The sequence below is a fragment of the Streptomyces sp. RLA123 genome (assembly GCF_056270165.1).
In genome coordinates, this window is record NZ_JBWDOR010000003.1 from 1,930,199 (window position 1) to 1,952,437 (window position 22,239).

General features: G+C 72.2%; 20 protein-coding genes. 13 read left to right on the forward strand and 7 right to left on the reverse strand.

From position 1 onward, the window contains the following. The first annotated feature begins 412 nt into the window (after positions 1–412). The 8 genes from RV983_RS08725 (at position 413) to pssA (ending at position 10,381) form a co-directional block, all read left to right on the forward strand. Complete coding sequence (locus RV983_RS08725) at positions 413–2,200, forward strand: 3-hydroxyacyl-CoA dehydrogenase family protein (protein ID WP_475985207.1); 1,788 nt, start codon at positions 413–415, stop codon at positions 2,198–2,200. A 97-nt stretch (positions 2,201–2,297) separates the two neighbouring features. Next, positions 2,298–3,056: a TetR family transcriptional regulator gene (locus RV983_RS08730; RefSeq protein ID WP_475985208.1), complete on the forward strand. Its 759-nt coding sequence runs from the start codon at positions 2,298–2,300 to the stop codon at positions 3,054–3,056. A 504-nt stretch (positions 3,057–3,560) separates the two neighbouring features. After that, the gene (gene ccrA, locus RV983_RS08735; RefSeq protein ID WP_475985209.1) at positions 3,561–4,898 is read left to right on the forward strand and encodes a crotonyl-CoA carboxylase/reductase; all 1,338 of its coding nucleotides are present in this window, start codon (positions 3,561–3,563) and stop codon (positions 4,896–4,898) included. 14 nt (positions 4,899–4,912) lie between these two features. Further along, a complete protein-coding gene (locus RV983_RS08740; protein ID WP_475985210.1) occupies positions 4,913–6,925 on the forward strand; it encodes a protein meaA in 2,013 nt (670 codons plus the stop codon). A 55-nt stretch (positions 6,926–6,980) separates the two neighbouring features. Next, positions 6,981–7,484, forward strand: a complete 504-nt coding sequence (locus tag RV983_RS08745; protein WP_475985211.1) for a MaoC family dehydratase — start codon at positions 6,981–6,983, stop codon at positions 7,482–7,484. Between the two features lie 20 nt (positions 7,485–7,504). Next, positions 7,505–8,716 (forward strand): acyl-CoA dehydrogenase family protein, encoded by a 1,212-nt coding sequence (locus tag RV983_RS08750; protein WP_475985212.1) that lies wholly within the window; start codon positions 7,505–7,507, stop codon positions 8,714–8,716. A 170-nt stretch (positions 8,717–8,886) separates the two neighbouring features. Further along, positions 8,887–9,543, forward strand: a complete 657-nt coding sequence (locus RV983_RS08755) for a phosphatidylserine decarboxylase (protein ID WP_475985213.1) — start codon at positions 8,887–8,889, stop codon at positions 9,541–9,543. After that, a complete protein-coding gene (gene pssA, locus RV983_RS08760) occupies positions 9,530–10,381 on the forward strand; it encodes a CDP-diacylglycerol--serine O-phosphatidyltransferase (RefSeq protein ID WP_475985214.1) in 852 nt (283 codons plus the stop codon). The genes RV983_RS08755 and pssA overlap by 14 nt, the downstream gene beginning before the upstream one ends. A gap of 81 nt (positions 10,382–10,462) precedes the next feature. Here pssA and RV983_RS08765 read toward each other — a convergent pair whose 3' ends face one another. From RV983_RS08765 to RV983_RS08775, 3 genes are all read right to left on the reverse strand, one after another. Further along, positions 10,463–11,590 (reverse strand): glycerate kinase, encoded by a 1,128-nt coding sequence (locus RV983_RS08765; protein WP_475985215.1) that lies wholly within the window; start codon positions 11,588–11,590, stop codon positions 10,463–10,465. Positions 11,591–11,794: 204 nt separating this feature from the next. Next, positions 11,795–12,157 (reverse strand): methyltransferase domain-containing protein, encoded by a 363-nt coding sequence (locus tag RV983_RS08770; RefSeq protein ID WP_475985216.1) that lies wholly within the window; start codon positions 12,155–12,157, stop codon positions 11,795–11,797. 52 nt (positions 12,158–12,209) lie between these two features. Continuing rightward, positions 12,210–12,332, reverse strand: a complete 123-nt coding sequence (locus tag RV983_RS08775; RefSeq protein WP_475985217.1) for a hypothetical protein — start codon at positions 12,330–12,332, stop codon at positions 12,210–12,212. A gap of 119 nt (positions 12,333–12,451) precedes the next feature. On the opposite strand from RV983_RS08775, the gene RV983_RS08780 reads away from it, so the two are divergent. The 3 genes from RV983_RS08780 to RV983_RS08790 all read left to right on the forward strand — a co-directional run bounded on the left by RV983_RS08780 (position 12,452) and on the right by RV983_RS08790 (position 15,429). Continuing rightward, complete coding sequence (locus tag RV983_RS08780; RefSeq protein ID WP_475985218.1) at positions 12,452–13,516, forward strand: ADP-ribosylglycohydrolase family protein; 1,065 nt, start codon at positions 12,452–12,454, stop codon at positions 13,514–13,516. Between the two features lie 9 nt (positions 13,517–13,525). Then, a complete protein-coding gene (locus RV983_RS08785) occupies positions 13,526–14,533 on the forward strand; it encodes a ketopantoate reductase family protein (RefSeq protein WP_475985219.1) in 1,008 nt (335 codons plus the stop codon). 389 nt (positions 14,534–14,922) lie between these two features. Next, entirely contained in the window at positions 14,923–15,429 is a 507-nt protein-coding gene (locus tag RV983_RS08790; RefSeq protein ID WP_475985220.1) for an NUDIX domain-containing protein, read from the forward strand. A 16-nt stretch (positions 15,430–15,445) separates the two neighbouring features. Here RV983_RS08790 and RV983_RS08795 read toward each other — a convergent pair whose 3' ends face one another. Continuing rightward, positions 15,446–17,239 (reverse strand): gamma-glutamyltransferase family protein, encoded by a 1,794-nt coding sequence (locus tag RV983_RS08795; protein ID WP_475985221.1) that lies wholly within the window; start codon positions 17,237–17,239, stop codon positions 15,446–15,448. A 40-nt stretch (positions 17,240–17,279) separates the two neighbouring features. On the opposite strand from RV983_RS08795, the gene RV983_RS08800 reads away from it, so the two are divergent. After that, positions 17,280–18,098 (forward strand): DUF4037 domain-containing protein, encoded by an 819-nt coding sequence (locus RV983_RS08800; protein WP_475985222.1) that lies wholly within the window; start codon positions 17,280–17,282, stop codon positions 18,096–18,098. 53 nt (positions 18,099–18,151) lie between these two features. After that, entirely contained in the window at positions 18,152–18,898 is a 747-nt protein-coding gene (locus RV983_RS08805) for a Sir2 family NAD-dependent protein deacetylase (RefSeq protein WP_475985223.1), read from the forward strand. Positions 18,899–18,908: 10 nt separating this feature from the next. On the opposite strand, the gene RV983_RS08810 is transcribed toward RV983_RS08805, so the two are convergent. The 3 genes from RV983_RS08810 to RV983_RS08820 all read right to left on the reverse strand — a co-directional run bounded on the left by RV983_RS08810 (position 18,909) and on the right by RV983_RS08820 (position 22,217). Continuing rightward, entirely contained in the window at positions 18,909–19,892 is a 984-nt protein-coding gene (locus tag RV983_RS08810) for an aldo/keto reductase (protein ID WP_475985224.1), read from the reverse strand. A 76-nt stretch (positions 19,893–19,968) separates the two neighbouring features. Further along, positions 19,969–21,402: a phytoene desaturase family protein gene (locus RV983_RS08815; RefSeq protein WP_475985225.1), complete on the reverse strand. Its 1,434-nt coding sequence runs from the start codon at positions 21,400–21,402 to the stop codon at positions 19,969–19,971. Continuing rightward, entirely contained in the window at positions 21,399–22,217 is an 819-nt protein-coding gene (locus RV983_RS08820) for an inositol monophosphatase family protein (protein ID WP_475985226.1), read from the reverse strand. The genes RV983_RS08815 and RV983_RS08820 overlap by 4 nt, the downstream gene beginning before the upstream one ends. Between the last annotated feature and the right edge of the window lie 22 nt (positions 22,218–22,239).

Below are 22,239 nucleotides of genomic sequence, written 5' to 3' on the forward strand. Positions count from 1 at the left end.
GTCGCCGGCGCGTACGGACGCGTACAGGGCGCAGGCCCGCTGCGCCGCGCGGCTCTCCCCGAGGCGCGCGTCCTCCGTGTCGTCCACAGCGTCCCCTCTCCGCCTGACGCCACCTTAATGGCGCGCTCATCTGTCAGAGGTGCAAATCACATGGGCGGAAGGGCTGGCGAGTTGGTTACTCGCCAGTTACCCTCTAACCAACGCACACTGCGGCCTGGTGACGCAGCCGCCGTGTGCCGCCGTTGTCGGTTCGGCACCATCGCGGCGCAGCCCCGGGACAGGGCTCGCCAGCATCTCCACGCGGGCACGCACATCCACGCGTACGCATCCCGCGGCTCCTCACAACTCCTTCCCGCCCGCGCCTGTGCCACGAAGACGCACGGCGCGGACCCTCAGCAACTGGAGTTCCGCGATGGACCGTCCACGTCCCTTCCGCACTGTTGCCGTCGTCGGCCTCGGCACCATGGGCACCGGCATCGCCGAGGTCATGGCACGCGCCGGGCACGAGGTGATCGGCATCGAGACCGACGAGGCCGCGGCGCGCCGCGCCGTCGACTCCCTGGAGTCCGCCACCGCGCGCGCCGTGCAGCGCGAGCGCATGACGGAGGCGGAGCGCGGCGGTGTCCTGGCCCGCTTCCGTACTTTCTCCGACCTCCAGGCGGCGGCCGAAGCCGATCTGGTGATCGAGGTCGTCACCGAGCACTTCGAGGTCAAGCGCGAGGTCCTGTGCGGGCTCGACGCCGTCGTCAAGCCCGACGCGATCATCGCGACCGGCACCAACGCGCTGTCGGTGACGGAGCTCGCGTCCCGCACTTCGCGCCCCGACCGCGTCCTCGGCCTGCACTTCTTCGCGCCGGCCCCGGCCATGAAGCTGGTCGAGGTGGTCTCGACGGTGCTGACCTCGCCGGAGGCCACCGAGAAGGTGACCGCCCTCGTCCGGGGCCTCGGCAAGGAGCCGGTGGCGGTCGGCGACCGCCCGGGCTTCATCGCCGACGGGCTGCTCTTCGGCTATCTCAACCAGGCAGCCGCCATGTACGAGTCCCGCTACGCCACCCGCGAGGACATCGACGCCGCGATGCGGCTCGGCTGCGGTCTGCCGATGGGCCCGCTGGCCCTGCTGGACCTGATCGGCATCGACACCGCCCAGACCGTGCTGGAGGCCATGTACCAGGCCTCCCACGACCGTCTGCACGCCCCGGCGCCGATCCTCGGGCAGCTCACCGCCGCGGGCCTGCTCGGCCGCAAGACCGGCCGCGGCTTCTACACGTACGAGGCCCCTTGCAGCGCCACGGTCGTGGCGGACGCCGAGACGCCCGCCGCCGGTGGCGGCGGCGCGGCCGGCCGCCCGGTGCGGCTCGTCGGGGTGGCGGGCTCGGGCACCATGGCCACCGGCATCGCCGAGGTCTTCGCCAAGGCGGGCTACGAGGTCGTGCTGGCCGCCCGCGGCCAGGAGAAGGCCGACAAGGCCCTGGCGACGCTCACCAAGTCCCTGGACCGGTCGGCGGCCAAGGGCCGGCTCACCCAGGACCAGCGCGACGAGGCCGTCGCCCGGGTGACCGCTGCCGCTTCGCTGGACGCGTTCGCGGAGGTCGACCTGGCCGTCGAGGCGGTCGCCGAGGACCTGGCGGTCAAGCAGCAGCTCTTCGCGACCCTGGACAAGGTCTGCAAGCCGGGCGCGGTCCTGGCGACGACCACGTCCTCGCTGCCCGTGGTGGCCATCGCGACCGCGACGTCGCGTCCGGGCGACGTCGTCGGCATGCACTTCTTCAACCCCGCCCCGGCCATGAAGCTGGTCGAGGTGGTCCGCACGGTCCTGACCGCCGACGACGTGCACGCGACCGTGCACGAGGTCTGCGGCAAGGTCAGGAAGCACGCCGTGGACTGCGGCGACCGGGCCGGGTTCATCGTCAACGCGCTGCTGTTCCCCTACCTGAACAACGCCGTGAAGATGGTGCAGGAGCACTACGCGACGGTGGAGGACATCGACGCCGCGATGAAGCTCGGGGGCGGCTACCCGATGGGTCCCTTCGAGCTGCTGGACGTCGTGGGACTGGACGTCTCGCTGGCGATCGAGCAGGTGCTGCACAAGGAGTTCCGCGACCCCGGCCTGGCACCGGCGCCGCTGCTGGAGCACCTGGTGTCGGCGGGCTGCCTGGGCCGCAAGACCGGCCGCGGCTTCCGCGAGTATGCCCGGCGCTGAGCCCGCGGACGGCTGGGGCGGCCTGCTGGGGCCGCCCCACAGGCTGCGGAAGCCGGGCCCTGCCCAGGAGTCGGCGGGAATGCAGTACTTTCGCGGTATGTCCCAGCCCGCGAAGCCCACCCGTACGTCCTCCGCGACCGCCCAGCGCCATCGTGTACGCCAGGAGCTGGCGGGCGCGGCGATGCACCTCTTCGCGAGCCAGGGCTACGAGGCGACGACCGTGGACGAGATCGCGGCCGCGGCGGGGGTCGCCCGGCGAACGTTCTTCCGGCACTTCCGCTCCAAGGAAGAGGCGATCTTCCCCGATCACGACGACACCTTGGTGCGGGTCGGGGAGGTGCTGGACTCCGCGGAGCCCCATGAGCACCCGCTGGACACGGTCTGCCGCGGCATCACCGAGGTGCTGCGGATGTACGCGGAGGCGCCCGAGGTCTCTGTCGAGCGCTACCGCCTGACCCGGGAGATCCCGATCCTGCGCGAGCGCGAGATCGCCTCGGTGGCCCGCTATGAGCGGCTGTTCACACGCTATCTGCTGGGCCACTTCGACGAGAGCGCCCATCACGACGGCGACGACGACCCGCTGTTGGCGGAGGTCGCGGCGTCGGCCGTGGTCGCCGCCCACAACCACGTGCTGCGGCGCTGGCTGCGGGCCGGCGGCAAGGGCGACGTGGAGGTGCAGCTCGACCACGCCTTCGAGGTGATCAAGACCACCTTCGGCACGGGGATCGGCCGCCGGCCCGTCCCGACCTCGGTCCTCACCTCCCAGCAGGGCGAGGTGATCGTTGCCGTCGCACGCACCGACGCCTCGCCCGCGGAGGTCATGCGGACCATCGAGAAGGCGCTGAAGGGCGCCTAAGCGCTTCGCGAAAGCCCCCCGGGGGGCTTTCTCCTGCGGGTGGCCCTCCGGCCACCCGTGGCACGCCGTGCCATCTCCCCCACCGCACCCCGGACGGGCCGTGGCCGCCCCGAGTCGCCGCCCGGGCCGGCCGGTGGGACCGTGGGATACCCCCACCGCACCGCACGCTACGACAATCCCCGACACCCACCTGCCGCTCAGATGTGCAGCCGTGGTGCCATTTGAGAAGAAATGTTGGCACCCAGTGTCTTGCCGAGTGGCACGCGGTGCCATACCGTGAAAGCAGTCCGGGCGGGCGGCGTGCAGCGAACCCTCGCACGCCGTCTGTCCCCAAAGGCCCGGACGCCTGCGTCACAGGCATTCCACCCGCGCCACCACGCGCTCTTGCTCGATCCGTGCGACCGTCACGGAAACAGCACAATCGCCGAACCGACGGCACGACCTACCGCAACCCCCGACGTTCCCTCAAGCGTCCCTACGTCGCGCTTCGCCGGAGGCATCACCGTGAAGGACATCCTCGACGCAATCATGGCGTCCGAAAGCACGGCCGCGGACTTCGCGGCCCTGCCGCTCCCCGAGTCGTACCGTGCCGTCACCGTCCGCAAGGACGAGGCCGGCATGTTCGAGGGCCTGGAGAGCAGCGAGAAGGACCCGCGCAAGTCACTGCACGTGGACGACGTGCCGGTGCCCGAGCTCGGCCCGGGCGAGGCACTGGTCGCCGTCATGGCCAGCTCGGTCAACTACAACTCGGTGTGGACCTCGATCTTCGAGCCGATGTCCACCTTCGGTTTCCTGGAGCGGTACGGCAAGCTCTCCCCGCTCACCAAGCGCCACGACCTGCCGTACCACATCATCGGCTCCGACCTGGCGGGCGTCGTCCTGCGCACCGGCCCCGGCGTGAACGCCTGGCGGCCCGGCGACGAGGTGGTCGCGCACTGCCTGTCCGTGGAACTCGAGTCCGCGGACGGCCACAACGACACGATGCTCGACCCCGAGCAGCGCATCTGGGGCTTCGAGACCAACTTCGGCGGCCTCGCCGAGATCGCCCTGGTGAAGTCCAACCAGCTGATGCCCAAGCCCCGGCACCTCAGTTGGGAGGAGGCCGCGGCCCCGGGCCTGGTGAACTCCACCGCCTACCGGCAGCTGGTCTCCCGCAACGGCGCCGGGATGAAGCAGGGCGACAACGTCCTGATCTGGGGCGCCAGCGGCGGCCTCGGTTCGTACGCCACCCAGTTCGCGCTGGCCGGCGGTGCCACCCCGATCTGCGTGGTGTCCTCGCCGCAGAAGGCGGAGATCTGCCGCCGCATGGGCGCCGAGGCGATCATCGACCGCAACGCCGAGGACTACCGGTTCTGGAAGGACGAGCACACCCAGGACCCGAAGGAGTGGAAGCGCCTCGGCAAGCGCATCCGCGAGCTGACCGGCGGCGAGGACGTCGACATCGTCTTCGAGCACCCCGGACGCGAGACCTTCGGCGCCTCGGTCTACGTCACCCGCAAGGGCGGCACGATCGTCACCTGCGCCTCGACCTCGGGCTTCACCCACGAGTACGACAACCGCTACCTGTGGATGTCGCTCAAGCGCATCGTCGGCTCGCACTTCGCGAACTACCGCGAGGCGTGGGAGGCCAACCGCCTCGTCGCCAAGGGGAAGATCCACCCGACGCTGTCGCGGACGTACAGCCTGGAGGACACCGGCCAGGCCGCCTACGACGTGCACCGCAACCTCCACCAGGGCAAGGTCGGCGTGCTGGCGCTGTCCCCGCAGGAGGGGCTCGGCGTCCGCGACGAGGAGATGCGGGCGCAGCACATCGACGCCATCAACCGCTTCCGGAACATCTGAGATCGGGAACGAGCATGAGCGAGCGTCAGAAGGACCGTCCGTGGCTGATGCGGACCTACGCCGGGCACTCCACGGCCGAGGCGTCCAACGCCCTGTACCGGCGCAATCTCGCCAAGGGCCAGACCGGACTGTCGGTCGCGTTCGACCTCCCGACGCAGACCGGTTACGACCCCGACCACGTCCTCGCCCGCGGCGAGGTGGGCCGGGTCGGGGTCCCGGTCGCCCATCTCGGCGACATGCGCCGGCTCTTCCAGGACATCCCCCTGGACGGGATGAACACCTCCATGACCATCAACGCCAGCGCCATGTGGTTGCTGGCGCTGTACCAGGTCGTCGCGGAGGAGCAGGGCGCCGCTGTCACGGAGCTCCAGGGGACGACGCAGAACGACATCGTCAAGGAGTACCTCTCGCGCGGGACGTACGTCTTCCCGCCGGTGCCCTCGCTGCGGCTGACCACCGACATGATCGCCTACACGGTCAGCCACATCCCCAAGTGGAACCCGATCAACATCTGCAGCTACCACCTGCAGGAGGCGGGCGCCACGCCGGTGCAGGAGATCGCGTACTCCATGGCGACGGCGATCGCCGTCCTGGACGCCGTCCGCGACTCCGGCCAGGTGCCGCAGGAGCGCATGGGCGACGTCGTGGCGCGCATCTCCTTCTTCGTCAACGCGGGCGTGCGCTTTGTCGAGGAGATGTGCAAGATGCGGGCCTTCACCCGCATCTGGGACCAGGTCACCAAGGAGCGCTACGGGATCGAGAACCCCAAGCAGCGCCGCTTCCGCTACGGCGTCCAGGTCAATTCGCTCGGCCTGACCGAGGCCCAGCCGGAGAACAACGTCCAGCGCATCGTCCTGGAGATGCTGGCCGTGACGCTCTCCAAGGACGCCCGCGCCCGCGCAGTGCAGCTGCCGGCCTGGAACGAGGCACTCGGACTCCCGCGCCCCTGGGACCAGCAGTGGTCCCTGCGCATCCAGCAGGTACTGGCGCACGAGAGCGACCTGCTGGAGTACGCGGACATCTTCGACGGCAGCCATGTCGTCGAGGCGAAGGTCGGCGAGCTCGTCGAGCAGTCGCTGGCCGAGATCGGGCGCATCCAGGAGATGGGCGGCGCCATGGCGGCCGTCGAGTCGGGCTACCTGAAGTCGCAGCTGGTCTCCTCGCACGCCGAGCGCCGCGCGCGGATCGAGTCCGGCGACGAGAAGATCATCGGGGTCAACTGCTACGAGGGCACCGAGCCCAGCCCGCTGACCTCCGACCTGGACGGCGCCGTCATGACCGTCGACCCGGCGAACGAGGCCCGGGTCGTCGCCGCCCTGCACGACTGGCGCGACAACCGGGACGAGTCCCGTGCCCACAAGTCGCTGGAAGCCCTCAAGGCGGCCGCCGCCGGGACCGCCAACCTGATGGAGGCCACCCTGGAGTGCGCACGGGCCGGCGTCACCACCGGCGAGTGGTCCTGGGCCCTGCGCGACGTCTTCGGCGAGTACCGGGCGCCGACGGGCGTCGGCAGCGCCCCCGTCGCGGTCACCGCCGAGGCGGGCACGCCACTGGCCGAGGTGCGCCGCAAGGTGGCGCTCACCGCGCAGGAGCTGGGCGGCGGCAGGCTGCGGCTGCTCGTCGGCAAGCCGGGTCTCGACGGCCACTCCAATGGCGCCGAGCAGATCGCCGTGCGCGCCCGCGACGCCGGCTTCGAGGTGGTCTACCAGGGCATCCGGCTGACGCCCGAGCAGATCGTGTCGGCGGCGGTCGCCGAGGACGTGCACTGCGTCGGCCTGTCGATCCTGTCCGGCTCGCACGCCGAGCTCGTGCCGGACGTCCTGGAGCGGCTGCGCCGCACCGGGGCGGACGACGTTCCGGTCATCGCCGGCGGCATCATCCCCCCGGCGGACGCGGCCAAGCTGATCGAGTGCGGCGTCGCCGCCGTGTTCACGCCGAAGGACTTCGGAATCACCGAGATCATCGGCAGGATCGTGGATGAGATCCGCAAGGCGAACAAGCTGGACCCGCTGGAGGTCCTGGCGTGACCACCGCAGAAGTCACCCGTTCGAGCAAGCACGACATCACGGAGGCGCAGAAGCGATGCAGTTCGGCCGTACGTATGAAGAGTTCGAGGTCGGCGCCGTCTACAAGCACTGGCCAGGGAAGACGGTCACCGAGTACGACGACCACCTCTTCTGCCTCCTGACCATGAATCACCACCCGCTCCACATGGACGCGAACTACGCCGAGCAGACCACCGATTTCGGCCGGAACGTCGTCGTGGGCAACTACATCTACTCCCTGCTGCTGGGCATGTCCGTCCCGGACGTCTCCGGAAAGGCGATCGCCAATCTGGAGGTCGAGTCGCTGAAGCACGTGGCGCCGACCTTCCACGGCGACACCGTCTACGGCGAGACCACGGTGCTGGACAAGTGGCCGTCGAAGTCGAAGGACGACCGGGGCATCGTCCAGGTGGAGACCAAGGGCTACAAGCAGGACGGCACCCTGGTGTGCGTCTTCCGCCGGAAGGTGATGGTCCCGACCGCCACCTACATCAAGGAGCGCGGCGGCGAGCAGCCCGGCCGCCCGTCCCTCGCGCACTGACCACCTAGGAGATACGACAGATGAGCCGTCTCGCCCAGACCGACGGGCTGACCGACATCCAGCAGGAGATCCTCTCCACGGTCCGCAGCTTTGTCGACAAGGAGATCCTCCCGGTCGCCAACGAGCTGGAGCACAAGGACGAGTACCCCGCCGACATCGTCGAGGGCCTGAAGGAACTCGGCATTTTCGGCCTGATGATCCCCGAGGAGTACGGCGGCCTCGGCGAGTCCCTGCTCACCTACGCCCTGACAGTCGAGGAGATCGCCCGCGGCTGGATGAGCGTGTCGGGCATCATCAACACCCACTTCATCGTCGCCTACATGCTCAAGCAGCACGGCACACAGGAGCAGAAGGACCACTTCCTGCCCCGGATGGCCACCGGCGAGGTGCGCGGCGCGTTCTCGATGTCGGAGCCGGGCATGGGCTCCGACGTCTCGGCCATCCGCACCAAGGCCGTCCGCGACGGTGACGACTACGTCATCAACGGCCAGAAGATGTGGCTGACCAACGGAGGCACGTCCAACCTCGTCGCGGTCCTGTGCCGCACGGATGAGGGCCAGCCCGAGGGCGCGGCCCCGCACAAGTCCATGACGACCTTCCTCATCGAGAAGGAGCCGGGCTTCGGCCCGAACCCGACGGTGAAGGGCCTGACCGTGCCCGGGAAGATCGAGAAGATGGGCTACAAGGGCGTCGACACGACTGAGCTCATCCTCGAAGATGTGAAGATTCCGTCAAATCGCGTCCTGGGCGGCGAGAGCGGCCGCGGTTTTTACCAAATGATGGACGGCGTGGAGGTCGGCCGTGTCAATGTGGCCGCCCGCGGCTGCGGTGTGGCACAGCGCGCCTTCGAACTGGGCGTCGCGTACGCCCAGCAGCGGCAGACCTTCGGCAAGCCGATCGCGCAGCACCAGGCGATCCAGTTCAAGCTGTCCGAGATGGCCACCAAGGTCGAGGCCGCGCACGCGCTGATGGTCAACGCCGCACGCAAGAAGGATTCCGGCCAGCGCAACGACCTCGAGGCCGGCATGGCGAAGTACCTGGCCTCGGAGTACTGCAAGGAGGTCGTCGAGGACGCGTTCCGCATCCACGGCGGCTACGGCTTCTCCAAGGAGTACGAGATCGAGCGTCTGTACCGCGAGGCACCGATGCTGCTGATCGGCGAGGGCACCGCCGAGATCCAGAAAATGATCATCGGGCGCCGGCTGCTCGAGGAGTACCGGATCCAGGGATGAATGTCTGGGTTGTGGCATTTTGCGCGAGCCAAAGGTCACACCCAGTCATCAATAACCGGCCACGGACTCCGCCACTGGCTTGCCCAGTTGCCCGTCACTGCCGATACCATTCACGGAAAGCCGCCGTCCCCAGAACCATCTTGCGGCACCCTCCGCTACGAAGGTCTTCCATGCCCCACAGCCAATCCTCTGCTAAACGCGACAGCCTGGCCGGCGTACGCCTCGCGCGCGGAGCATCGCCGTGGCTCCTCCCGACCGTGGCCACCGCAGCGGTCAGCCTGGCCCGTGCCCGCCGTTCCGGGCGCTGGGCGGCCGTGGCCGTCCCCACCACCGTCCTCGCGGCGGGCATGCTGTGGTTCTTCCGCGACCCCGAGCGGGAGATCACCCAGGGCCGGGTCATCTCGCCGGCCGACGGTGTGGTGCAGAGCATCATGCCGTGGAAGGACGGGCGCACCCGCGTCGCGATCTTCATGAGCCCGCTGAACGTCCACGTCAACCGCGCCCCCATCGCGGGCACGGTCACGTCGGTGGAACACATCCCCGGTGGATTCGTTCCGGCGTTCAACAAGGAGAGCGAGAACAACGAGCGCGTTGTCTGGCACTTCGACACCGAGCTCGGCGACATCGAGATGGTGCAGATCGCCGGTGCCGTCGCGCGTCGCATCGTTCCCTACATCCCACAGGGCACGAAGGTCGAGCAGGGTGAGCGGATCGGCCTCATCCGTTTCGGCTCCCGTGTCGACATCTACCTTCCCGAGGGCGTCGAGCCCGCCGTCGAGGTCGGCCAGACCACCGCTGCCGGGGTGACTCGCCTTGACCGTGATTGAGCCCGACGCGCAGGCACCGTGGGTCGCCACGGTGGACGAGGACGACGACGATGACATGCCGCTGTCAACGCGGCTTTCGATAGCGGACGGACTGACCCTCGGCAACGCGATCTGCGGCTTCATGGCGGTGTACTTCACCACCACCGGAGTCCTGGTCCCGCACCTCATGGGCAACACCGACGGCGGCATGACGCGGCACAGCGCCGCCACCGCCGTGCTGCTGATGCTCATGGCGTCGGTCTTCGACCTCTTCGACGGGCTCGTGGCACGCAAGCTGCGCAGCTCGGCGATGGGCGCGGAGCTCGACAACCTCTCCGACCTGATCAGCTTCGGCCTGGCCCCCGCCTACTTCGTGGTGGTCTGGGGCCTGATCTCCGACGACGCCTACGGCCGGGTGTCGGCGGTGGCCGCGGTCGTGGTACTGCTGGCGGTCGTACTGCGGCTCGCCCGGTTCTCGTGCACGACGGTGCGCGAGGGCATCTTCCAGGGCATGCCGAGCCCGTTCGGGGCCATGACGGTCATCTCGGTGGTGCTGCTGGAGCTGCCGTTCATCCCGACGGTGCTGGCCATCGTCGGTGTGGCGTGGCTGATGGTCAGCCGGGTCGAGTACCCCAAGCCGCGGGGCCGGCTCGCCCTGATCACGCTCGCCTGGATCGTGGTCAGCATGGGCTGCCTGGTCTGCTGGGCCTTCGCCGTCCCCGGTGGCGACGTGCTGCTGCAGACGGGCGCCGCCCTGCAGATCATCGCGGCGGCGGTCATCCCGCTGTTCGCGACGACCCGCCGGGTCAACACGATCCGCAACAACCGCCGAGAGGCGCGTACGGCGCAGCTTCCGTAGCCGTACGAAGAACGTGCGTGGGGCCCCGAGCCGGGAACGGCTCGGGGCCCCACGTGTGTGCAGCCGCCCGGACGCGGCGGCTCAGAGCAGGACGTCGCGCGCGATGCCGACGGCGAGACGCTCCAGCAGCGGTCCGGCCTCGGCCATGCACCGCGCCGGGTCCGGCTCGATGCCGGTGAGGGCGTACGCGCGACCGATGCCCGCCGCGGTCAGCGCGGCCGTGGGCAGCGCAAGGCGTCCGCACACCGCGACGACCTCGACGCCCCTGGCACGGGCGGCGGCCGCCACACCGGCCGGGGCCTTGCCGTGCAGCGTCTGCTCGTCCAGGGAACCCTCGCCCGTGATCACCAGATCGGCCCGTTCGAGCGCCCGCGCGAAGCCGAGCATGTCCATCAGCACCTGCACCCCGGGACGGAACCGTGCCCGCAGCCCGACGAGGGCAGCGAACCCGACACCGCCCGCCGCGCCCGCGCCGGGCGCCTCGGCGGCCTCGGCGGCGTCCAGTACCTCGGCGAAGCGGGCCAGGGCACCGTCCAGGGTCGCGACGTCGTCGGGGCCGGCACCCTTCTGCGGCCCGTAGACGGCGGCCGCGCCCTTCGGGCCGAGCAGCGGATTGTCGACGTCGCTGGCGAGGACCACCTCGGTGTCGGCCAGGCGCGCGTCGAGTCCCGACAGGTCCGCCGACGCCAGAGCGGCGAGCGCCGCGCCCCCGGGACCCACCGGCACACCCTGAGCGTCCAGTAGCCGAGCGCCGAGCGCGACGAGCATGCCGGCGCCGCCGTCGTTGGTGGCGCTGCCGCCGACACCGAGCACAAGGGAGCGCGCCCCCGCGTCGAGCGCGGCGCGCAGCAGTTCGCCGGTGCCGTACGTGGTGGCGGTCAGCGGCGCGAAGACACCCGGCGGCAGATGCCGCAGCCCGGACGCCTCGGCCATCTCGACGACGGCGGTGTCGCCGCGCAGCGCGTACGCGGCCGTGACCGGTTCCCCCAACGGCCCGGTGACCTCCACCAGCCGCCGTTCGAAGCCGGCGGCGACGGCGGCGTCCACGGTCCCGTCCCCGCCGTCCGCGACGGGTACGGACTCGACGACGACGTCCGGCGCGGCGCGGCGCAGCCCGGCGCCGATCCGCTCGGCCACCTCGACGGCGGTGAGTGAACCCTTGAACTTGTCCGCGGCGATCAGTACGCGCGTTCGCCGTGTCTCCGTCACATTGCTCTCCCTTGCCGCAGGTCGCGCCGCTTGGACCCTATCCCGGGCGCTCCGCGCTGCCCAGCGGCCGCCGCGGCGGCCGGCGTCAGGGTGCCGCACGGTAGGAGGAGGCAACGGACGGCCGGCGGACGGCCCGGTGTCCGCGCGGGGTGAGCCGGTGGTGGCGGGCGCCGTAGGTGAATCCGGCCGACCGCAGGGCCGCCGTCACCGGGCGGCGGGCTGACGAACCGTCGGCACGGCGGATCGACACGGGGCCAGGTGTGCGACCAGCACCCCCTGGGGGTTGAGCCAGGAAGCCGCGCGGGCGAGCGCCGAGCCGGCCGATCCGGCCGCCGACGGAGTGCAGCGCAGCCCGTGGACGCATGTGATCAGGTCGTACGTCCGCCGGGGCGTCCCGGTCGTGACCGAGGCTGTCACGAGCTCCACCCCGGGCGGTGCCGGTACCGGGACGACAGGGCCCACCAGGTCGACGCCGGTCAGCACCGCCGTCGCCGGGAGCCGCGCCGCGGCCTCGCGCAGGGCCCGGCCCTTCCCGCTGCACAGGTCGAGCCAGGAGGCTACGCGCAACGGCCGAGCAGTTCGCCGGCCGGGTCGAAGCCGAGTTCGGGGACATCACGGTTCACACCGGACAGGCCGCGCTCGCGTTCATGGTGCTGTCGGCGACCACGGCGGACCGCTCCAGCCCGTCGTCGGGCGGCAGCGCGGGCGCGGTCCTCAAGGCGGTACGGGAGGCTTCTGACACCCGGTCATTGTCCCAGCGCACCCCTTCGCTCCGGCGGCGCGGACGGAACCGGGGCGACGCGCGGCGACCGTGACCCCGCTCTTCCCGCCGCGGCGGTGGGATTCCGGTAGACCGGGAGCATGACGTCACCAACCCTCGCCCTCGAGGACAGGGTCCTCGGCGGCTGGCTGGGCCGCATCGCCGGCAACATGCTCGGCAAGCCCGTCGAGCGCGGCGACCACTGGACCAGGGACCGCATCGACCGCTACCTGCGCCGAGCGGACGCCCTCCCGCTCACGGACTACCTCCCCGCGCTGTCCCCGCCGCCGGACCCCGCCGAGTTCGACCTGCGCCCCGAGTGGCGGCAGTGCACGCGCGGCGGCATCGACGGCAGCGTGCGCGACGACGACGTCGACTACGCGATCCTCGGCCTGGACCTGCTGGAGACGCACGGGGCGGGCTTCACCACCGAGGAGGTCGGCGAGCTGTGGCTGCTGCGGCTGCCCTACCTTCAGACCTTCACCGCGGAGCGGGCCGCGTACCGCAATCTGGCGGCGGGCATCAGACCGCCGCTCAGTGCGACGGTCGACAACCCCTACCAGGAATGGATCGGGGCCCTCATCCGCGCCGACGTGTACGGCTGGACCTCCCCCGGGGACCCGCGCCGCGCCGCCTCGCTGGCCCGGCGCGACGCGGTGCTGTCGCACACCGGCAACGGCGTCTACGGCGCGATGTGGGCGGCGGCGCTGATCGCCGCCGCGTTCACGGCGCCGGACGCGCGAACCGCGCTGGAGGCGGCCCTGACCGAGATCCCGCCCGGCTGCCGGCTGTCCCGCACGGTCCGGCGCACCATGGCGCTGCACGAGGCCGGGCTCGGGTGGGCGGACACCCTGGCGGACCTCGACCAGGAGGCCGGGCACCTGCACTGGATCCACGTCGTGCCCAATGCCGCGGTCATCACCGCCGGGCTGCTGTACGGGCAGGGCGACTTCACGTCCACGATCGCGCTGACCGTGCGCGGCGGCCTCGACACCGACTCCAACGGCGCCACGGCGGGCTCGGTGGCGGGCGTGCTGTGCGGCGCCGCCGCGATCCCGCCGCAGTGGACGGATCCGCTGCGGGACCGGGTGCGCAGCGCGGTCTTCGGCTTCGACGGCGTGGCGATCGGCGAACTCGCCCGGCGCACTGTCGCCCTCGTGCCGTAGGGTCCGCGTGTGCGGTACATCATCATCGGCGCGGGCGCGGTCGGCGGGTCCATCGGCGGGCGGCTGTTCCAGAGCGGGCACGAGGTCGTCCTGGTCGCCCGGGGCGCGCACGGCGCGGCACTGCGGGACCACGGGCTGACCCTGCGTACGCCCGATGCCACGCTCTCCCTCCCCGTCCCGGTCGCCGACGGGCCCGACGCGCTGGACCTGCGCGACGACGACGTCCTGGTCCTCGCCACGAAGACCCAGGACACCGCCGCCGCGCTCGACACCTGGGCGCCCGTCGCCCAGGGCCTGCCCCTGGTGTGCGCGCAGAACGGCGTGGCCAACGAACGGCTCGCGCTGCGGCGCTTCCCCGACGTGTACGGCATGTGCGTGTGGCTGCCGTCGGCCCACGTGGAGCCCGGCGTCGTGGTCGCCCCGTGCGCACCGCTCACCGGCATGCTCCACCTGGGCCGCTACCCGCACGGCACGGACGCCACGGCCTCGCGCATCGCCGCCGGCCTGGAGACCTCCGTCTTCCTGCGCGCGCCGGTCACCGAGGACGTGATGCGGTGGAAGTACGCCAAGCTGCTGACGAACCTCGGCAACGCCGTCGAGGCGCTCATCGGCCGTGACGACTCCCTGCGCGCCCTCCACCGTCAGGCGCGTGCCGAGGGCGCGGCGGTGCTCGACGCGGCGGGCATCGCGTACGCGAGCGAGGCGGAGCAGGCCGCGATGCGCGGCGACCTCGTCACGGTGCGCTCCGTCGAGGGCGCCGCCCGGGGCGGCGGCTCGACCTGGCAGAGCCTCAGCCGCGCGACCGGTTCGGCCGAGGCCGACTGGCTCAACGGCGAGATCGTCCTCCTGGGCCGCCTCCACGGCGTGCCCACCCCGGTCAACGACACCCTCCGCCTCCTCCTCAACCGCGCCGCCCACGCGCGCCACGCCCCCGGCAGCCTCCCGCCGGCCGCCCTCGCGGCGGCGGTGGAAGCGGCGACGGAAGCGGCCGGGAAGTCCCCCGGCCGGCTCGCGTGACGTAACGGCCGGACGGCACGCCGGAACTGCACCAGGGGTCCTGGTGGGGACCGGGAGGTCCTCGCATGGGAGCGCGCGGCGTTCAGGCCCGCCGCCCGCCACGACCTCACCTACCACCACGGGCTGGAACTGGTCTTCACCGATCCGCTGCCCGGCGACCCGGGGAGCGGCCGCCTGTCCTGGTCGCGGCGGACGCGGGCGGTCTCGGCCCGGTCTCGTGCCTGATCGCCGCGGAACGACTCGACGTGGTGCACGGGACCGTACCGCGCTCCTGGCGTGCGGATGCCGCCCCCGGCCAGAGGTCCGCCGCCCTGGGTGCGGCGCGAGGAGCGACCGGGGCGACCGGGCCTTCTTGGGAGCGCCCCGGGTACCCGATTAGGTTGGGACCCGTGACGACCTCCGACTTCTCCGCGTACATCGAGAGCCTCCCCAAGATCCTCGCCGGCGCGAGCACGCTGTTCCGTGACGCCGACGGCCGCATCCTCATCGCCGAGACCACCTACCGCGAGGACGGCAAGTGGGTGCTGCCCGGCGGCACCATCGAGTCCGCCGACGGGGAGACACCGCGCGAGGGTGCGCGGCGCGAGACGCTGGAGGAGATCGGCCTCGACGTCGAGCCCGGCGATCTCCTCGTCATCGACTGGGTCCAGGGCCGGGGGACCATGCCGCTCGCTTCCTTCCTCTTCGACGGGGGCGTGCTCGACGACGCGTCGCTCGGGGCCGTCCGCCTCCAGGCCGAGGAGCTCTCCGACTGGCGCATGGCCACCCCCGACGAGGCCGAGGCCTACCTCTCCCCCGGCCTCTACCGCCGTGTCCGCGTCGCCCTCACCGCCCTCGCCACCGCCTCCACCCCCGTCGAACTCGTCAACGGCCTCCCGCCGAGGCCGCGGGCCTGACGCCCGGAAAGGACCTTCAGCGGCCCACCGCATAGCCCTGCATGCCACGGGGATTGGCGGCGGCGGACAGGACGCCGGTGCGGGGATCACGGGCCACGGCGCAGAGGCGGCCCTCCGACCAGGGGGCCGCGATGGTGAGGTCGTGCCCGCGGCGGCGCAGATCCTTGATGAGGGACTCGCCGAGGCGGGACTCGACGGTGAGGCTCCCGGGGTGCATGGCGCGGGGATGGAAGGACCCCGGGAAGCCGTCGGTGTGCCAGTTGGGGGCGTCGATGGCGCCCTGGAGGTCGAGGCCGCCGCGGACGTCGTCGCGCAGGGCGACGCCGAGGAAGAAGGACAGCGACCACTGGTCCTGCTGGTCGCCGCCGGGCGTGCCGAACGCCAGCACGGGCACGCCGTCGCGCAGCGCGAGCGACGGGGTGAGGGTGGTGCGCGGACGGCGGCCCGGGGTGAGGGAGTTGGGCAGCCCGGGTTCGAGCCAGGTCATCTGGAGCCGGGTGCCGAGGGCGAATCCCAGGCCGGGGATCGCGGGGCTGGACTGGAGCCAGCCGCCGCTGGGGGTGGCGGCGACCATGTTGCCCCAGCGGTCGACGACATCGAGGTGACAGGTGTCGCCCCGGGTCGCCCCGTTGTGCGCGACGGTCGGCTCGCCGACACCCATCGCGTCGAACTCCGGCTTTGAGCCGGGGTCGTGGAGCGGGAAGCGGGGCAGCCGCGGGGGGCGGCCGCCCGGGCTGCCGGGCCGCAGGTCGTGCGAGGCCTTGGCGGGGTCGATCAGGGCGCGCCGGGCCTCGTTGTAGGCGGGCGAGAGCAACTCCGCGAGGGGGACGGCGGCCGGGTCGGCGTCGCCGTACCAGGCCTCGCGGTCGGCCATGGCGAGCTTGGTGCCCTCGACGAGCGTGTGGACCCAGTCCGCGGTGCCGTACTCCGGCAGGTCGGTGGCGTCGGGCAGGAGCGCCAACTGCTGCAGGAGGACCGGGCCCTGGCTCCAGGGTCCCGCCTTGCAGACCGTCCAGCCGTTCCAGTCGTAGGTGACCGGATCCTCGTAGCGGGCCTCGTAACCGACGAGGTCGTCCCCGGTCAGGGTCGAGGCATGCCGCTCGCCGGACGTGTCCATGGCCGGGCGGGCCGCGAAGTCCACGACGGCCTCACCGATGAAGCCCTCGCGCCAGACCCGCCGGGCGGCCTCGATCCGGGCTTCCCGGCCGCTTCCCGCGGCCTGCGCCTCGCGCAGCAACCGTCGCCAGGTGGCGGCCAGTTGCGGATTGCGGAGCAGCTCACCCGGGCGCGGCGCGGGCAGGTGGAGCTCCGCCGAGGTCGTCCACTCCGTCTCGAACATCACGCGTACGGACTCCACGGTCGCGCCGACCGCCTCCACCGCAGGGTGCCCGTGCTCGGCGTAGCCGATGGCGTACGCGAGCACCTCGTCCAGCGGCTTCGTGCCGTGGTCGCGCAGCAGCACCATCCAGGCGTCGAAGGCGCCGGGTACGGCTGCCGCCAGCGGCCCCGTGCCCGGGACGAGGTCGAGACCGAGCGACCGGTAGTGCTCGACGCTCGCACCGGCCGGGGCCGGGCCCTGACCGCACAGCACGCGCACCTCGCCGCCCGCCGGGGCGAGGACGATCGGCACCTCACCGGCCGGCCCGTTGAGGTGCGGCTCCACTACGTGCAGGACGAATCCGGCGGCGACCGCGGCGTCGTAGGCGTTGCCGCCGCTCTCCAGCACCGCCATGGCCGACTGCGAGGCCAGCCAGTGCGTCGACGAGACCATGCCGAAGGTGCCCTGAAGGGTGGGCCTGGTGGTGAACAATTGCGTACTCCTCGCTCCGGATGGCTCCTACACTCGCACGATGCCCGAACAACCGGTCCCCGCACCCCCTGTGGACGCCATGGCCGAGGCCCTGTCCGGTGCCCCCGGTGTCGTGGGTGTCCTGCTCGGCGGCAGCCGGGCCCGCGGTACGCACCGCCCGGACTCCGACTGGGACCTCGGCGTGTACTACCGCGGCGTACCCGACACGGCCGCACTCGCCGCGCTGGCGGCCGAGGCGGCCGGCGCCCCCGTGGAGATCGCGGGGCCGGGCGGCTGGGGCCCGTGGGTGAACGGCGGGGCGTGGCTGACGGTGGGCGGCGCCCGCGTCGACTGGATCCTGCGCGACCTGGACCGGGTGCTGCGGGTCTGGGAGGACTGCGCGGCCGGCCGCTACGAGGTGGGCATCCAGCCCGGCCATCCGCTCGGCTTCTGGTCGCCGGCGTACCCCGGCGAGGTGGCACTCGGCCGGGTTCTGGCCGACCCCTCCGGCGAACTGGCCGCGCTGCGCGAACGCACCCGGGTGTACCCCGAACCGCTGCGCGCCGCGCTGACCAGCGCCGCGTGGGAGGCGGACTTCCTGGTGGTCAACGCCCGCAAGTCCGCGGCCGCGGGCGACGTCCTGCATGCCGCGCTGTGCCTGTCCCGAGCCGTCGGCGTGCTCACGCAGTCCCTGCACGCCCACCACCGCGTGTGGTGCCTGAACGAGAAGGGCGCGCTGGCAGCCGCGGACGCGCTGCCCGGCGCGCCGCCGGGTTTCCGGGTCCGCGCCGAGGCGGTGCTGGCCGGGCTGGGCGATCCGGTGGCCGCGGTCGAGGCGGCGGGCGGACTCGTCGCGGAGGTGCGGGAGCGGCTGGCCTGAACGGCCCGGAAACACGATGGCCGCGTGCGGCCCGGTCTGCGTACGCTCGCCACATGGACGCGAAGAAGCCGCTTGTGGCGATTCTCAGCGGCGCGGGGATCTCCACCGACTCCGGCATCCCGGACTACCGCGGTCCGAACGGAGTGTGGACGCGCGATCCCGGGGCCGAGAAGCTCGTGACCTACGAGCACTACATGTCCGACCCGGAGATCCGCCGCAGGTCGTGGCGGATGCGCATGGACGGCCACGCCCTGCGGGCGCGCCCGAACGAGGCGCACGCCGCGATCGTGCGGCTGGAGCGTTCGGGCGTGCCGGTGCGGGTGATCACGCAGAACATCGACGGGCTCCACCAGATGGCCGGGCTGCCCGAGCGCAAGGTGCTGGAACTGCACGGGACGGCGCACACGGTGGTGTGCACGGGGTGCCACGACCGCGCCCCGATGGCGGACGCGCTGGAGCGGGTCCGGGCCGGCGAGGAGGATCCGGCGTGCGGGAAGTGCGGCGGCATCCTGAAGTCGGCCACCGTGATGTTCGGGCAGCGGCTCGACCCCGTGGTGCTGGGGAACGCCATGGCGATCGCCAAGGGCTGTCAGCTGTTCATCGCCGTGGGGACCAGCCTTCAGGTGCAGCCGGCCGCGGCGCTCGCCGGGATCGCGGCGGAACACGGCGCGCGGCTGGTGATCGTCAACGCCGAACCCACGCCGTACGACCCGGTGGCGGACGAGCTGGTGCGCGAGCCGATCGGGACCGCACTGCCCGCGCTCCTGGACGGCATCGTCCAGGAGGCGGGCACGAACTGAGGCCCGGCGGCTACCAGCGGTGGTGGACCTGGGCGCGGATGCGGCTGTCGTAAAGGTCCCGCACCGCGTCCAGGGTCGCCTGCGGCAGCGGCGGAAGCGCCGCGGCCTCGGCGTTGGCACGGGCCTGGCCGACCGAGCGGGCGCCGGGGATGACGGTGGTGACGCCGGGCTGCTGGACGATCCAGCGCAGCGCGGTCTGCGCCGGGGTCGCGCCCTGCGGCGTCAGCGCCACGAACTCCGCGGCGGCCTCCAGCCCGGTCTCGTAGTCGACGCCGGAGAAGGTCTCGCCCTGGTCGAAGGCCTCGCCGTGCCGGTTGTAGTTCCGGTGGTCGTCGGCGGCGAAGACGGTGTCCTTGGTGTACCGGCCGGTCAGCAGACCGGACGCGAGCGGCACGCGCGCGATGATCCCGACGCCCGCCTCCGCGGCGGCAGGGAGCACCTGCTCCAGCGGCTTGAGGCGGAAGGGGTTGAGGATGATCTGCACGCTGGCCACGCCGGGGCGGGCGATCGCCGTGAGTGCCTCGTCGCAGGTCTCGACGCTCACCGCGTACGCGGCGATGCGCTGCTCCTCGACGAGGGTGTCCAGGGCGTCGAAGACCGCGTCCGAGGAGTACACCGAGGTCGGCGGGCAGTGCAGCTGCACGAGGTCGAGGGTGTCGACGCCCAGGTTCGCGCGCGAACGGTCGTTCCACGCGCGGAAGTTGTCCAGCACGTAGTTCTCGGAAAGCTGGGCGGCCCGGCGGCCCATCTTCGTGGCCACGAAGATGCCGGCGTCGGGGCGCTCACGCAGGTAGCGGCCGATCAGCTGCTCGCTGCGGCCGTCGCCGTAGACGTCGGCCGTGTCGAAGAAGGTCACACCCGACTCGACCGCGGCGTCCAGCACCGCCAGCGCGTCCTCCTCCCGCACGTCACCCCAGTCGGCACCCAGCTGCCAGGTGCCGAGACCCACGACGGACGCCTTGCGGCCCGTCCTGCCCAATACGCGCTGTTCCATGTCCGCGATGCTAATCGCTGCGTCCGACAGCCGCGGTCCGGGTCCATGCCGGGGCCGTGCGGAGGCCCCGTGCCCGTCACCGCCGGGGGACTGCCGCCCCCAGTCGCTTCAGGACGGCGCGGGCCGCGTGGTGGCCCGGCATGCCGTGGACGCCGGGACCGGGCGGGGTGGCGGAGGAGCACAGGAAGACGGTGGGGCGGGAGGTGGTGTACGGATTCCACTTCGGCTTGGGGCGGAAGGCGGTCTGCAGGCCGGTGAAGGCACCGCAGCCGAAGTCGCCGCCGATGTAGTTGAGGTTGCGGGCGGCCAGTTCGGCGGGTCCGCTGACGGCGCGGGCGAGGACGAGATCGCGGAATCCGGGGGCGAAGCGCTCGATCTGCCGCTCGACGGCGTCGGTGGCGTCACCCGGCCAGTCGTTGGGCACGTGGGCATAGGCCCAGAAGACGTGCTTGCCTTCCGGCGCGCGGCCGGGGTCGACGACGCTCGGCTGCGCGGTGATGAGGAACGGCACGTGCGGGTCACGGCCGGAGGCGGCCCTGCCGAGGGCGTCGCCGATCTCGCCGTAGGTCGGTCCCAGGTGCACCGTGCCGGCACGTCTCGCCTCCGCGGCGGTCCAGGGGACCGGGCCGTCGAGGGCGTAGTCGATCTTCCAGACGGCGGGGCCGTAGCGGTAGTGCTGATAGGCGTCGCCGAGCCCGGCGATCCGGGCGAGCGCCGTGGGCGAGGTGTCGAAGACGTAGGCGCGCGCGGGCGGCAGTTCGTCGATCTTGCGCACCGTGACCCCGGTGTGGACGGTGCCGCCCAGCTCGCGCAGGTACGAGGCCAGCGCGTCGGACAGGCTCTGCGAGCCGCCGCGCGGCAGGGGCCAGCCGACCTCGTGCCCGGCGACCGCGAACATCAGGGCGATGGCGCCGGTCAGCGGGCTGGTGAGCGGGGCGACGGTGTGCGCGGCGAGGCCGGCGAGGAGCCCGCGGGCGTTCCGGTCGCGGAACCGCCGGGCCAGCAGGGCCACCGGCGGCAGACCGGTGAGCCCGAACCGCGCGAAGCCCAGCGGGTCGCGCGGCAGGCCGTGCCACGGGGGCCGCAGGAAGTCGTGGGCGAGGGTGTCCCAGCGCCCGATGTACGGGGCGAGCAGCCGCCGGTAGGTGCCCGCGTCACGCGGTCCCAGCGAGGCGGCGGTGGCGCCGACGCTGCGCGCCAGGACGGCGGCGGTGCCGTCGTCGAAGGGGTGGGCGAGCGGCAGCTCGGGGTGCAGCCACTCCAGTCCGTGGGCGGCGAGCGGCATGGCGTTGAAGGCGGGCGAGCCCACGCCGAGGGGGTGTACGGCCGAGCAGGGGTCGTGCAGGAAGCCCGGCAGGGTCAGCTCCTCCGTGCGCGCCCCGCCGCCGACCCGGTCACCGGCCTCGAAAACCTCCACGGACAGCCCGGCGCGAGCGAGTTCGACCGCGGCGGTCAGACCGTTGGGACCCGCGCCGACGACGATCGCGTCCAGGACGCGCGCCCGGCTCACCGGTCACCCGCCATCAGGCCGACGACGCGACGCGCGGTCGCCGCGTCACGTGCGACGGAGAAGGGGAAGGCGTTGCCGCCCGCGATCCGGAAGGGCTCCCCCGCGGCCGTGATGCCGGCCCCGCCGGCCTCGCCGACCAGGAGCACTCCGGCCGCGTGGTCCCAGGGCGACTCCCAGGTGAAGGCGACGGCGTCGAGGGCGCCCCGGGCGACCTCCAGGTAGTCCAGCCCCGCGCAGGTGCACTGCCGGGCCGTGACGCCGTCGGTGCCGAGGACTTCGAACTGCCGCCGTTCCTGCTCGGCCAGGAAGGAGAACTGCGAGGTGGCGACCCTCAGCGCCGTGCCCTCGACGCCCTGGGCGGTGCGGATCGGATCGCCGTTGAGCAGCGCCCCCATGCCGCGCCGCGCGGTGGCCATCAGGCCGAGGCACGGCACGTACGTCCATGAGGCGTGCACTTCGCCGTCCTGCGCGAGGGCGACGAGGGTGGCGAACTCGGGCCTGCCGGCGACGAAGTTGGCGGTGCCGTCGACCGGATCGACGATCCAGACCGGGTCGCCGCCGCCGATCCGGCGCAGTACGGAGGGATCGGCGTGCACGGCCTCCTCGCCGACGACGACGGAGCCGGGCAGCAGCGCGGGCAGCTGCGCGGTGAGCCGCGCCTCCGCCTCGCGGTCGGCGACGGTGACCAGGTCACCGGGTCCGGTCTTGTGGCTGATGTCGGCGGCTGTCAACTGTCGCCAGCGCGGCACGACCTCCGCCTCGGCGACCGCCCGTACCGCGTCCTCCACGGCCTTGAAGAGTGCGTCATCGATCACTCCTCCATCAGACCAGATCGCT